Source organism: Lysobacter sp. FW306-1B-D06B (assembly GCF_038446665.1).
Lineage (GTDB): Bacteria > Pseudomonadota > Gammaproteobacteria > Xanthomonadales > Xanthomonadaceae > Lysobacter_J.
In genome coordinates this window covers 1,032,735-1,045,909 of the sequence record NZ_CP151802.1, presented here as the reverse complement: position 1 = coordinate 1,045,909, position 13,175 = coordinate 1,032,735, and the positions used below count along the sequence as shown (strand labels likewise).

Annotated in this window: 10 protein-coding genes; 4 read left to right on the top strand and 6 right to left on the bottom strand. The window is 70.2% G+C overall.

Translation table 11 applies throughout. The annotated features are described in order from the left end of the window. Positions 1–49: 49 nt before the first annotated feature. The gene (locus tag AAFF32_RS04715; protein WP_216964483.1) at positions 50–1,426 is read right to left on the bottom strand and encodes an MATE family efflux transporter; all 1,377 of its coding nucleotides are present in this window, start codon (positions 1,424–1,426) and stop codon (positions 50–52) included. A 136-nt stretch (positions 1,427–1,562) separates the two neighbouring features. Between AAFF32_RS04715 and AAFF32_RS04710 the strand changes: the two genes are divergently transcribed. Continuing rightward, on the top strand, positions 1,563–3,104 hold the full coding sequence (locus AAFF32_RS04710) for a DUF3667 domain-containing protein (RefSeq protein WP_342316630.1): 1,542 nt from the start codon (positions 1,563–1,565) through the stop codon (positions 3,102–3,104). Positions 3,105–3,108: 4 nt separating this feature from the next. Then, complete coding sequence (locus tag AAFF32_RS04705) at positions 3,109–3,447, top strand: DUF4286 family protein (protein ID WP_216964487.1); 339 nt, start codon at positions 3,109–3,111, stop codon at positions 3,445–3,447. A gap of 15 nt (positions 3,448–3,462) precedes the next feature. Here AAFF32_RS04705 and AAFF32_RS04700 read toward each other — a convergent pair whose 3' ends face one another. Continuing rightward, complete coding sequence (locus AAFF32_RS04700; protein ID WP_342316628.1) at positions 3,463–4,098, bottom strand: DUF3106 domain-containing protein; 636 nt, start codon at positions 4,096–4,098, stop codon at positions 3,463–3,465. Then, positions 4,088–5,077, bottom strand: a complete 990-nt coding sequence (locus AAFF32_RS04695) for a hypothetical protein (protein WP_342316627.1) — start codon at positions 5,075–5,077, stop codon at positions 4,088–4,090. The genes AAFF32_RS04700 and AAFF32_RS04695 overlap by 11 nt, the downstream gene beginning before the upstream one ends. A gap of 444 nt (positions 5,078–5,521) precedes the next feature. Here AAFF32_RS04695 and AAFF32_RS04690 point away from each other — a divergent pair, with 444 nt between their 5' ends. Further along, the gene (locus AAFF32_RS04690; RefSeq protein ID WP_342316626.1) at positions 5,522–7,720 is read left to right on the top strand and encodes a primosomal protein N'; all 2,199 of its coding nucleotides are present in this window, start codon (positions 5,522–5,524) and stop codon (positions 7,718–7,720) included. A gap of 45 nt (positions 7,721–7,765) precedes the next feature. Here AAFF32_RS04690 and AAFF32_RS04685 read toward each other — a convergent pair whose 3' ends face one another. Genes AAFF32_RS04685 through AAFF32_RS04675 form a run of 3 tightly spaced genes read right to left on the bottom strand, consistent with a single transcriptional unit; the run spans position 7,766 to position 11,850 of the window. Then, positions 7,766–10,294 carry a hypothetical protein gene (locus tag AAFF32_RS04685; protein WP_342316625.1) on the bottom strand — a complete coding sequence of 843 codons (2,529 nt, stop codon included), beginning with the start codon at positions 10,292–10,294 and terminating at the stop codon, positions 7,766–7,768. Continuing rightward, complete coding sequence (locus AAFF32_RS04680) at positions 10,291–11,037, bottom strand: protein-L-isoaspartate(D-aspartate) O-methyltransferase (protein WP_342316624.1); 747 nt, start codon at positions 11,035–11,037, stop codon at positions 10,291–10,293. The genes AAFF32_RS04685 and AAFF32_RS04680 overlap by 4 nt, the downstream gene beginning before the upstream one ends. Before the next feature lie 51 nt (positions 11,038–11,088). After that, positions 11,089–11,850, bottom strand: coding sequence for an NYN domain-containing protein (locus tag AAFF32_RS04675; RefSeq protein ID WP_342316623.1), 762 nt, complete (start codon positions 11,848–11,850; stop codon positions 11,089–11,091). Positions 11,851–12,017: 167 nt separating this feature from the next. Here AAFF32_RS04675 and tal point away from each other — a divergent pair, with 167 nt between their 5' ends. Continuing rightward, positions 12,018–12,971, top strand: a complete 954-nt coding sequence (gene tal, locus AAFF32_RS04670) for a transaldolase (protein WP_216964501.1) — start codon at positions 12,018–12,020, stop codon at positions 12,969–12,971. Positions 12,972–13,175 lie beyond the last annotated feature (204 nt).

Sequence of the window (13,175 nt, the reverse complement as noted above, 5' to 3'; positions counted from 1 at the left end):
CTGAAAAAGCCGCCCGCACCCGGGCCCGGACGGCCCCGATCGCCCGGCCTCACGGCCCGCGCATCACCAGCCGATCGGGGTGACTGGATCGCACGAACCGCAGGCACAGCAGCACGGCGGCGAAGGTGAGGCCGGCGATCAGCCCGACCCACATCCCGCGCGGCCCCCAGCCCAGGCCGAGCCCAAGGCCGGCGCCCAGCGGCATGCCGATGCCCCAGTAGGCCACGGCCGCCAGCACCATCGGCACGCGCGTGTCCTTCAGGCCGCGCAGCGCGCCGGCCGACAGCACCTGCACGCCGTCCGGGAACTGGAACGCCGCCGCATACAGCAGCAGCGATGCCGCCAGCGTCGCCACCGCGGCATCGCGCGTGTAGAAGCTCACCAGCAGGTCGTTGCCCAGGAGCAGCACGATGCCCGACAACAGCTGCGTGCCCAGCACGATCGCGTAACCGGCCTTGGCCGCACGGCGCACGCCGTGGAAGTCCGCACGTCCCAGCGCATGGCCGACGCGCACGGTGGTCGCCTCGGCCAGTCCCATCGGCACCATGAAGCACAGCGCCGCCAGGTTGATGGCGATCTGGTGCGCCGCCGCCGGCACTTCGCCCAGCCGGCCCATCAGCAGTGCGGTGGTGATGAACAGCCCGCCTTCCATCAGCACGGTCACGCCGATCGGCAGGCCCGTGGCGAGCAGCCCGCGGATCGTCGGCCAATGCGGCAGATCCAGGCGTTCGAACAGCTTCAGGTCGGCGAACCGCTTCGACCGCCACAGCACGACGAAGAACCCGATCGCCTGCAGCCACAGCATGATCGCCGAGGCGACGCCGAGCCCGCCCGCACCCATCTGCGGGAATCCGAACTTGCCGAAGGTCAGCGTGTAACCCACCGGCAGCAGGATCAGCAGCCCACCCGCGCTGAGCAGCAGCGTGGGCAGCGTCCAGTGCAGGCCCTCGCTGAGATAACGCATGCAGAAGAACAGCGTCAGCGCGATCACGCCCCAGCGGATGCCGTGGAGGAAGTCCTTCGCGCCCGGGATGATCTCCGGCGCGATGCCCATCGGCCCCAGCGCATGCGGAATCAGCGTGAGGAACACGAACAGCACCAGCCCCAGGCCCAGCGCGAGCCACATCGCCTGGCGGAACAGCCCGCCGATGTCTTCACGGCGCCCGGCGCCGTCGAGCTGCGACACCGACGGCGGCACCGACAGCAGGGTGCCGATCGGCACCATCATCGGCAGCCACCACAACGCGGTGCCGATGGTGACGGAGGCCAGCGTGGTGGTGCTGTGGTGGCCGGCCAGCACGTTGTCGACGAAGCCGATCAGGCCCGTGGATACGTGCCCGCCCACGAGCGGCGCGGCGAGGACGGCGGTGGTGCGGATCTCGCCGAACAGGCCATTGCGGCCGGGCGATACAGAGGCAAGGGACATCGGAACAACCAGACGCACGACTGCGGCCGCGCGACCGCATCCAATGTCGGGCGCTGGCGCCGGGTCGCGGCGGCCCGCTATCTTAACCGCTTGCCATGAATCGACTGTGGTCGTGCGCCGGGGAGAGCGTTGACACATGAGTTCCAGCACTGCGAACGGCCACGATACGCACGGCGGCGAGTCGCCCCACGACGCGCCGACCCACTGCGAAAACTGCGGCGCGCCGCTGCAGGGCCACTACTGCCACGACTGCGGCCAGTCCATCGTCAACCCGATCCGCCACGCGGCCCATGCCGTGGAGGAAGTGTTCGAAGCGTTCTGGCACCTGGACGGCCGCATCTTCCGCACGCTGCGCGATCTCATTTCGCCCGGCCGCGTCGCCATCAACTACCTGTCCGGCCAGCGCGCGAAGTACGTCGCGCCGCTGCGCCTGTTCGTGGTGCTGAGCGTGCTGACATTCTTCGTCGCGCAGATGGTGATCCGCGTCGAGACGCAGGACGCGACGGTGCCATTGCTCGATGCGGGCGTGTCCAGCAACCCCAATCGCGCGCAGAACGTCAACCGCGAGAACAAGCGCTTCGCCACCGCCAACGACATCGAGGACGTCGAGCGCGTCCGCGCGACCGAGCTGGCCGAACTCGCCGAAGGCCGCGACGCCGTCACCACGATGCTGCCGCACGTGCGCAAGCCGTTCGAAATCGCGATGGCGGATGTGAACGCCGCCGCCGACCGCCGCGTCGCCGAGATCATCAAGGAGCAGAACCTCACGCCGCGCGAGGTCGAACGCGAGAAGGCCGCCGCGCTGCGCGAGATCAAGGCCGAATCCAAGAGCACGCAGGCCGTCCCGGAAATGGAGAAGGCCAAGACGCTGGCCGAGCTCGAGCAGCTGCGCAACACGCGCCTGCGCAAGCAGCAGGGCGAGCTGGCGGCGCTGCCGGCCGCCAAGGCCGCCGAGCGCCGGCGCATGCTCGGCGAGATCCGCGAGACCAACCACGCGTCCGCGTGCCGTGCGGCGCAGTTGCAGATCGCGGTGGCGCGCGGCAGCGAAGGCTCGCGTTCGCGCAAGGCCGCCGATGATGCGCGCATCTACGGCGACAGCAGTTGCGAGAGCCGCCTGACGCTGTTCGGCAGCGACGAGCCGTGGGACGAGGAACTCAATCCGCTCAAGCTGTCGTGGGCGCCGGCCTTCCTCAACAAGTGGCTCAATTCGCAGATCGCGCACGGCAAGGACAACTTCGCGCGCGTGCAGTACGACTACGGCCTGTGGGTGCGCGCGGCGCTGGGCGCGGTGCCCTCGGCGCTGTTCCTGCTGGTGCCGGTGTTCGCGCTGCTGCTCAAGCTCGCCTACCTGGGCTCGAAGCGCCTGTACATGGAGCACCTGGTCATCGCGCTCTACAGCCACGCTTACCTGTGCCTGGCGATCCTCGCCTTCTTCCTGCTGTTCGCGCTGGACAAGGCGATCACGCCGCACTGGGTGGCATTCGGCTGGATCTCCGGGCTGCTGGAGTTCGCGCTGTGGCTGTGGATGCCGATCTACCTGTGGATCATGCAGAAGCGCGTGTACCGAAACGGCTGGCTGCTCACTTCGCTGCGCTACTTCGTGATCGGCAATCTGTACTTCGTGCTGCTCGGCTTCGCGGTGGCGTTCATCGCGCTGGCGAGCATCGTGCGGATGTAACGCGATGCACGATGCCGGCGCGCGCGTGGTGTACGAGGTGAACCTCGATGTGGAGGTCGCCATCGCGGGCGAGTTCCGCGCGTGGCTGGACGCGCATGTGCGCGAGATCCTCGCCCTGCCGGGCTTCCTCGGCGTGCGCGTGTGCGAGGTGCGCGATCCGCCTCCGGCCGACGATCGCCTCCACCTGTGCGTGCAGTACACGCTGCGCGACGCGGCCGCGCTCGATGCCTACCTGCGCGACCATGCGCCGCGCATGCGTGCGCAGGGTCTGGCGCGTTTCGATGGACACTTCACCGCACAGCGGCGGGTGATGGGGCTGGCGATGGAGTTGGGTCGCGCGTAACCGGCGTCGCCTGCGTCAGTGTTGCAGGCGTCGCCACAGCCAGTCCGCGCGCTCGCCCGCGCTCACCGACAGCAGTTCGCGCCGCAGCGCGGCCCGGCCGGCCGGTGGCGTGCGCTGGACGAGCACGCTCAGCTCACGCCGTTGCTGCGTCGGCATCGCCCGCAGGGTGCGCAACAGCGCCGCGTGCTCGCCCTCGGGCACCTGCGCCAGCAGCGGCTGCAAGGTGCCGTAGTCCGCACCGAGGTCGGGGCCGAACAGCCAGCCGCGGCGATCGCTGCGGTCCAGCGCATCGAACTGGGCCCGCCAGGCTGCCTGCAGGTCCGGAGGCATGGCCGCGTAGCGCGCGGCAGCGGCCTGGATCGGTTCGCGCTCGGTGGGCGACAGCGACTGCCAGGCGAGGTAGCGCTCGCGCCGCACGTCGCGTTCGGCGCGCGGCAGGGCATCCCATTGCGCGGCGCGTTCGCCGAACTCGGCCTGCCGGGCCGGCGACCACGCCTCCCACTGCCGGGCGTTCTCGCGCAGCCGCTCCTGGGCGGCGGGCGGCAGGTGTTCGAGCAGGTCCGCCAGCTCGGGCGGCGTCGAACCGGCCCCGGCCGCGACCAGCACCAGCGCAAGCAGGGCCCAGCGACGACGCGTTCGTTCACGGCGCATCGGCGGTCTCCGCTTCGGTTTCGCTGACGATGCCGTGCTCGACTGGCGACGGCGCCACGTTCTCCTCGACCGGCGCGTCGGCCGGCGGGGTCGGCACGTTGATGCCCGCCGCCTGTTGCGCCGCCAGCCAGCTGTGGAACTCCAGGTCCTTGGCGGCGGCTTCGCCCTGCGGGTCGGCGAGCAGCGCGAAATCGCGGTGCGTGACCCGCGCCAGTTCCTCGCCGTAGCGGGAAGCGGGCGAATCGGCTTCCGGGAGCGGCTCGACCCGGACCGGGCCGTGCGCCGCCGTCCCTTCGAAACCCGTGCCCCACGGCCAGAACGTCGCCGCGAGCCCCAGCAGGCATAGCGCCAGCAGCGTCCACAGCAGCGGCAGGAGCCAGCGCGGCCGGGCCGAGGCGGTCGGCGCGCGGGCGGCCTGCGTGGGCTCCCCATCGCCGCGCAGGACGGCCTCGCGGGCGGAACTCAGGCGGACCAGGCGGTCCGGCGGCAGGGTCTTGATGCGACGGTGGATCTGCTCGCGGATCTGCTGCCAGGCCAGCGGATCGGCGCGGCCGTCGGCGTGATGTGGCAGGGCGCGCTGCAAGGCCAGCCGGTAGCTCGGCAGGCCGACCGCGAGCACCGCGGCCGCCTCTTCCTCGGACAGCCCCGCGGCGACGCGCAGCAGCAGCGCCGCGCGCGGGCCGCTGCCGAGCTCGCCCAGTCGATCCGTGGCCTCGATGGCCACCGCGACCGCGGTGCGGTGCTGGAGCTGAGGCTGGGCCAGCAAGAGCTCCCAGAAGCGCTGCGGCCAGACGGCCATGGGGGTGTCCCGGGCCTCGTCGCGGAAGCGGCGCATGGCGCCGACCAGGGCCGCGTCACCGGCAGCGGCATCGCCGGCCTGTAACTCCGCCAGGACGGCGCCGCGGCGTTCCACCCCACGCAGGAAAGCGGACAGGGCGGGCGGGGCGCCCGGGGCGGGGGCAGCGGGGGAAACGCTCATCGGGACTGCATCACCATGCACGGCATCATAGCGAGGCCGGACGCGTGAAAAACCGCTTGACAATACTGAGTGAGGCGCTCCTTCAAGCGTGGCGCGGCCTACGTCCGAAAAGCGGTTGTGCACAGCAGTAACCGTTCGGTCATGCCGTCGATCCTGAACGGCCGCTTCAGCCGAGTGACAACCATGTTTCACACTTAAAGCATTGATTTCAATGGCAATAAGTGCTTTGGCACTTTTTTCACCAACGTAGCGGGGAGGCTTGTTTCTACGTTGTCGCGTATCACTCGCAACCAGCAATGCACAGATTTATCCACAGCTCGTGTGGATAAGGAGCTTTTCGCTTTGCGGCCGGGCACTTGCGTGACTTTTGTCACACAGCGGGCAGCAATGGCCTGCAAACTCCCCGGCCACTTCCGTGCCAGTCGGGCCCGGTAGACTGCGCCGATGCCCGACACGCCCGCGCCCTCGCCGCCCGTCTGGCGGCTGGCCCTGCCCGTGCCGCTGCCGCGCCTGTTCGACTACCGGCCACCGGCCGGTGAGACGGCCCTGCCGGGCGACATCGGTCTGCGCGTGCGAGTTCCGTTCGGAAGTCGCGAACTGGTCGGCATCGTCGCCGAAACCGGGCCCATCGAGCCTGGAGCGCCCGAGCTCAAACACGCGCTTGCCCGCCTCGACCCCGAACCCGTCCTGCAAGGCGAACTCCTGGAGTCCCTGCAATGGCTCGCCCGCTACACCCATGCGCCGCTGGGCGAAGTGTTGGCGACCGCCCTGCCGGCGGCCCTGCGCCGCGGCGACGCCCTGCCCGACACCCACGCCTGGGCCTGGCAGCTCACCGAAGCCGGCCACACCGCGCGTGAGCGCCTGCGCAACGGTAAGCCGCGCCGCCTCGCGGACCGGCTCCTGGCCGGGCCGTGCGACGAGGACACGCTGGACGGGGAGGACGACGACTGGCGCAGCGCCGCCCGCGCGCTCGCCAAGCGGGGGTTGGCGGAGCGCCTGGCCGTTCCGGCCGTCGCCCACGCCCCCCTCCCGCGTCCAGGCCCGGACCTCAACCCCGAACAGCAGGCGGCGGTCGACACGATCCTGGCCGCCCGCGCCGGCTTCGCGGCCATGCTGCTGGACGGCGTCACCGGCAGCGGCAAGACGGAGGTCTACCTGCACGCCATCGCCGACTGCCTGGCGCGAGGCAAGCAGGCGCTGGTGCTGGTGCCGGAGATCGGCCTGACCCCGCAGACCCTGGCGCGCTTCCGCGCCCGCCTGGGCGTTCCGGTGCACGCGCTGCACTCGGGCCTGAGCGACGGCGAGCGCGCCCGCACCTGGACCGCCTTCGCGCGGGGCGAGGCGCGGGTGGTGGTCGGGACCCGCTCGGCGGTGTTCCTGCCCTTGCCCGAAGCCGGGCTGATCGTGGTCGACGAGGAACACGACGGCAGCTTCAAGCAGCTCGACGGCATCCGCTACCACGCCCGCGACTTCGCCCTGGTGCGCGGCAAGGCGCTGGGCGTGCCGGTGCTGCTGGGCAGCGCCACGCCTTCGCTGGAATCGCTGCGCAACGCACAGGCCGGTCGCTATGCGCACCTGCGCCTGCAACAGCGCGCGGGCCAGGCGCAGCCGCCGTCGGTGCGCGTGTGCGACGTGCGCAAGCGGCCGCTGGAGGCCGGGCTGTCGCCGGAAATGCTGGACACCATCGCCGCCGCGCTCGACGCCGACGGACAGGTGCTGGTGTTCAAGAACCGGCGCGGCTACGCGCCCGTGCTGCTGTGCCACGACTGCGGCTGGAGCGCCCAGTGCCAGCGCTGCGACGCGCCGATGACGGTGCATGCCGGCGGTCGCCGCCTGCAATGCCATCACTGCGGCGCGCGCCGGCCCGTGCCGAACGCCTGCCCGGACTGCGGCGGGCTGGCGCTGCAACCGCAGGGCGCGGGCACAGAACGTATCGAGGAAGTGCTCGCGGCGCGCTTCGCCGACGTTCCCGTGCTGCGCATCGACCGCGGCACCACGCAACGCCGCGACGCACTGGAACAGGCGCTGGCGAAGTTCGGCACGCAGCGCGGCATCCTCGTCGGCACGCAGATGCTGGCCAAGGGACACGACCTGCCCCACCTGACGCTGGTCGCCGTGGTCGGCGTGGACGAAGGCCTGTTCTCGGCGGACTTCCGCGCGCCCGAGAAGCTCGCGCAACTGCTGATCCAGGTGGCCGGACGCGCCGGTCGCGCGCATCGCCGCGGCGAAGTGCTGCTGCAGACGCACCATCCGGACCACCCGCTGCTGGCGACGCTGCTCAGTGGCGGCTACCACGCTTTCGCCGAGGCCGAACTCGCGCAGCGCGAGCTGGCCGGCTTCCCTCCGTTCGCGCACATGGCGATGTTCCGCGCCGAGGCGCAGCAGGTGGAAGCCTGCGATGCTTTCCTGCGCATGGCGCGCGAGGCGCTGCGCGAGACGAACGCGCCCCTCGACCTGCACGGCCCACTCCCCGCCCCGATGCCGCGCCGGGCCGGCTTTCAGCGCATGCAACTGCTGCTGTCCGCCGCCGACCGCCGCAGCCTGCACGCCGCGCTCGAAGCGGCCCTGCCCGCGATCTACGCCGCAACGGAAACGCGCAAGGTGCGCTGGTCGCTGGATGTGGATCCGGTGGATTTGTACTGAGTGGCGGGATTCGGAATTCGAGATTCGCAGAGCAGGATCTCGCTCTTACGAATCTCCAATCCCCAATCCCGAATCCCGGCCTTCCCGCCACACCCACGCCGCAAACACATACAACGCCAGCGCCACGATCAGCGTCGCGCGCAACCCGATCGCGATCGACAGCAGCAGCGCCAGCAACGCGGCGATCACCGATGCGCAGCCATTGAGTCCCCACGCCCACGGCACGAACGCCGGTGCGCTTCGCGCCAGACGCGCCAGGCCCAGCGGAAACGGTATGCCCATCGCGAACGCCAGCGGCGCAATGCCGACGAATGCCAGCATCGCGCGTCCCCACACGGGCCACGAAGCCGCGAGCGCATGACCTGCCGCAAACACGACAAACTGCCAGAGCAATCCGAACACGATCGCGCGCACCGCCCAACCAACGCGGCGCGCGAGCATGCCATCGTCCGCGTCCGACACGAACCGCTGCGCATGCAGGCTGCCCAGGCCCGCGCACAGCAGGATCGCCGCCAGGCCCACGTTCGCCGCCAGCCACGGGTGGCCGATCAGCAGGGTCAGGCGCGACAGCGTGACGATCTCGACCAGCAGGAACGCCAGCCCCAGCGCGAGGAAGTACAGGCCCATGCGCGTGCGCGACAGCGGGACCTGCGCGCGCGGCGCCGGCAACGCACGCAGGGGCAGCAGCACGAGCAGCAGTGCGAGCGGAACCGCCTGCAGCAGCGCCGCCACCACCAGCAGATAACCTGAATCCAGCAGCACCGCACTGCCCTGCGCGCGCAGGCGCATCAGCTCGGGCAGGCTGCGCCAGCGGAAGGAATGCGCGAAGTAGGGCCGGTCGTCGCGTGCGGGCTCGATGTCGAAGCGATAGGCGCGGATGTACTCGCGCGCCTGCGGTCCGGGCGCGAGCAAGGTCTGCGTGCCGTCGTACAGCGTCGGTGGATCGAGAAGATGGAAACGCTCCTGCGCACGAACGCGCCAGCCCGGTGCGTGCACGACATCGAAGCCGTGTCGATCGGAAAACCGCAGCAGCGCGGTAACCGCTTGAGGCGGCAGCGCGGAACGCGCGACCAGCCAGGTGCTCGCGTCCCAGTTGCGGATCGCAGCGATGTGTTGCGCGGGTTCGGCCACGCCCTCGCCGCGCAGTGCGGCGACGGCGGTGGCGAACAGCTTGAGTTCGTCGCGCGGCGGCTGCTTGCTCCAGCGCGTGGCGACGATCAGGCCGTTCGGCGTAAGTCTGTCCAGATACTCGCGCATCGCCTCGACGGTGAGCGCGTACTGCTCGCTCGCCGATTGCACGCCGGCGCCGCCGCTGGCGAAGGATTCGCCGCCCGCGAGGACGATCAGGTCATAGCGATCACGGCTGGCGCGCACGAAGCTGCGCGGCTCGGCGACGAACATGCGCACGCGCCGGTCGTGCAGCAGTCCGCCCGTATAGGCGGCAAAGTCGTCCTGGACCCAGCGCAGTCGCCGCGCCGACTGCTCCACCGCGTCCACGTGGCGCGCGCCCAGGTTCAACGCCTGCAGCACGTCCATGCCGCCGCCCGCACCGAGCACCAGCACGGTGTCGGGCGTGCGCATGCGGTACGGCAGCGCCGATGTCATCGCTTCCAGCCATTGCCAGTCTCTGCGGCCATCGTCGCGCACGATTGGCGACAGTCCGTCTCCATCGGTGTAAAGCGCCAACTGCGGCGGCGGCTCTTCCGCATGCGACAAGCTCAGGCCCGGCGCGTGGCGCAATGGCACGCGCGGGCTGTCGACGATCGCGAAGCTTCCATAAGGATCGAAGCCCTGCGCGATCACGCGCGCCTGTGGCAGAAGCAGCGTCTTGCTCATTCCCTTGAACTCGTTCGCGTTCGGCGCAAGCACGTGGGTCGGCGCGAGTGCGAGCAGCGCCAGCGCCACGACGACGGCGCCCACACGCGGCGCCCGCTCGCGCGCGACGATCCACGCAGCGATGGGCCCGCACAATGCGGCCAGCAACAAACCGTGTTGCACCGGCATCAGGCTGGACGCCAGCGCCGCCAGCGCACCGATGGCCGCGCCCAGCAGGTCCGCGCCGTACAACGCGGGAATCTGCGCCCCATGCCGCGCGAATGCGAGGCCGAAGCACGCCGCCGCGAAGAAGAACGGCACCGACAGGGTGAGGTAGAGCGCGCTGAGCCACAGCAGCTGGCGCGGATTCCACACCAGCTCCAGGCCGTTGAAGGGCAACGCGCGCGCGACCACCAGCGTGATCGCGGCGCTGGCGGCGAACAGCAATGCGCACCCGGCGAAGGCGTTGTTGAAGCGACGCGCCAGTCGCTCCCGGCCATCGCCCCGCAACCACAGGCTCAACCATGTGCCGCTGGCGCCGTGGCCGAGCAACGCAAGGCTGATGATCATCACCGCGAACGGATGCCAGTGCGCGATGGCAAGCCAGCGCATCAGCAGCAGTTGCCAGGCCAGTGCGGCGGCCGACAGGAGCGCGATGGCGACGATCAGTGAGGTGCCGGGCTTGGCCGCGTCACGTCCCGCGAGGTCCGCACGCGGGGTTCGCGTTTGCGCCTCGGCATCCACGCTCGCGCGGCTCACGGCCCACCCGTCAGCGGCACGAAACGCACGGGCAGGATCTGCCGCGTGCGCACGCGAGCGCGTTCGTCCTTCTCCACGAGCAGCAGCGTCTGGGTGAAGAAGCTGCTTCCGACCGGGATGACCATGCGGCCACCGGGCTTGAGCTGCTCCACCAGCGGCGGCGGAATCGACGACGCCGCGGCCGTCACGACGATCGCATCGAACGGCGCGTGTTCCTTCCATCCGTAGTAGCCGTCGGCGGTGCGCGTGGTGACGTTGGGATAGCGGCGCAGGCGCTGCGCGGCCTGCGTTGCCAGTGGCGCGACGATCTCGATCGTGTGGACCTTGGCGCCCGTTTCGGCGAGCACCGCGGCCTGATAGCCCGAGCCCGTGCCGATCTCCAGCACCGCCTGGCCCGCGCGCGGCTGCGCCAGCGTCGTCATGAGCGCGACGATGTACGGCTGCGAGATGGTCTGGCCGTAGCCGATGCCGAGCGGACGGTTTTCGTAGGCGTCGCGTCGTTCCGAGGCCGGGACGTACTCGTGGCGCGGCACGCGGGCGAGGATGCGCAGCACGGCCGGATCGATCCGCGTCGCCGTGCCGGCATCGGCACGCGACTGTTCGCGCAGTTCGGCGATCAGCGCGGCGCGCGATGCGGCATAGGGATCGGCCGGCTGCGCGAACGCAGCCTCCATCGCGAAGAACACCGCCGCCGCCATCGCGCAGCGATGCGCAACTCCGCCCAGGGCCATGCCGCCGTACATGGCGGCGAGTCTAGGCGTGCGGGCGTTAGTGCCCCGGCAAGGGACGCCGAGCTACGTGGGGTCCTTCGAACCGACCGCCTTCGCCCGCGGCTTGCCCTTCTTCTTCTCGCGGATCCAGACGTTCAGCTGCTCCCGCCTGACTTCGAACAGGCCGATCGCCTCGATCAGGTTGATCAACTTTCCATAGCCGTAGTTGCGCGAATCGAACGAGGCCTGGTTGCCGATCTGGCTGCCGACCGTGCTCAGGCGCGCCCAGCCCTCTTCATCGCTCGCCGCATCGACCGCGCTTCGCAGCATCTGTAGCAGGCGGGTATCGCTTCGCAGCTCCTGCTTGTCCTTCGGCTTGGGCTCTGCACCGTTTCCCACCGCAGCGGGTATGCCCAGCGCTTCCAGATAGGTGAACTTGGAGCACGCGTTGACGAAGGCTTCGGGTGTCTTCTTCTCGCCGAAGCCATACACCTTCACGCCATCGGTGAGCAGGCGCATCACCAGCGGAGTGAAGTCGGCATCGCTGGACACGATGGCGAAGCCGTCGAGGTTGCGCGCGTACAGCAGGTCCATGGCGTCGATCACCATCGCCATGTCGGAAGCGTTCTTGCCGGTGCTGTAGGCGAACTGCTGGATCGGGCGGATCGCGTACTCGTGCAGCGTCGCCTCCCAGCTTTTGAGATGCGGACTCTTCCAGTTGCCGTAGGCGCGGCGGACGTTGGCCACGCCGTGCCGGGCGACCTCGCCCAGGATCACGTCGATCTTGGCCGCCGGCGCGTTGTCGGCGTCGATCAGCAGGGCGATGCGGCGCTCGGGTTCGGCCATGGCGCGGGGTTCCGGTGAGGGGCTGCGGGAGGCGGCGACGCAGGCCAGCCTAGCGCACGCTCCCCGTGTGCGGTGTCACGCTCCCCGGGGCCCTGGTAGCGCTACCCCGGCCCCGCCCCTTCGCGCACAATGGGGCGGCACTCATCGACTACCCCACGAACCACGCCATGACCAACCAGCTCGAACAGCTCCGCGCCCTGTCGGCGGTCGTCGCCGACACCGGCGACATCGACGCCATCGCCCGCTTCCACCCGCTCGACGCCACCACCAACCCGTCGCTGCTGCTCAAGGCGGCCTCTTCGTCGCGCTATGCGCCGCTGATCGACTCGGCGATCTCGCAGGCGCGCGGCACCGACCTGGCCGCCCGCGTCGCCGACGCCGCCGATCTGCTGGCGGTCACGGTGGGCGTGGAGATCCTCAAGCTCGTCCCCGGCCGCGTGTCCACCGAAGTGGACGCGCGCCACAGCTTCGACACGGCGGCCACGCTGGCGCAGGCGCGCAAGCTGGTCGCGCTGTACGAGCAGGTCGGCATCGGCCGCGAGCGGCTGCTGATCAAGATCGCCTCCACGTGGGAAGGCATCCGCGCGGCCGAGCAACTGGAGCGTGAAGGCGTCAACTGCAACCTCACCCTGCTGTTCTCCTTCGCCCAGGCCGTGGCCTGCGCCGAGGCGGGCGTGTTCCTGATCTCGCCCTTCGTCGGCCGCATCTACGACTGGTACCTGGCCAACGGCGCCGAAAAGCCCGCCACGCCGCAGGACGACCCGGGCGTGCAGTCGGTGACGCGCATCTGGCACCACTACAAGCGCCACGGCTTCAACACGGTGGTGATGGGCGCAAGCTTCCGCAACACCGGGCAGGTGCTCGCACTGGCCGGCTGCGACCGGCTGACGATCTCGCCTGACCTGCTCAACGACCTGGCCAACGGCAGCGGCGACGTGCCGCGTGCACTGGTGGACAACGGCGAGCGTGCGCCGGCACCGGCGCGCATGGACGAGGCGGCCTTCCGCTGGCAGCACAACGAGGATGCGATGGCGACCGACAAGCTCGCCGACGGTATCCGCAAGTTCGCCGCCGACCAGCGCAAGCTGGAGGCGATGCTGGCGGAGCGGCTGGGGGGCTGAGGCCTTCCGGCGGTTGATCGAAAGCCCGGCTTCGGCCGGGCTTTTGCTTTTCGGGAACCATCACTTTTCGCATGTGTAGCCCGGGTAAGCGCAGCGCACCCGGGTACGTGAGCGTGACGGCGCCCCGGGTGCGCTGCGCTTACCCGAGCTACATCACGGCGACGATCACCGTGCGCCAAGGCGCACGCGCGCCGATTCGGGCAA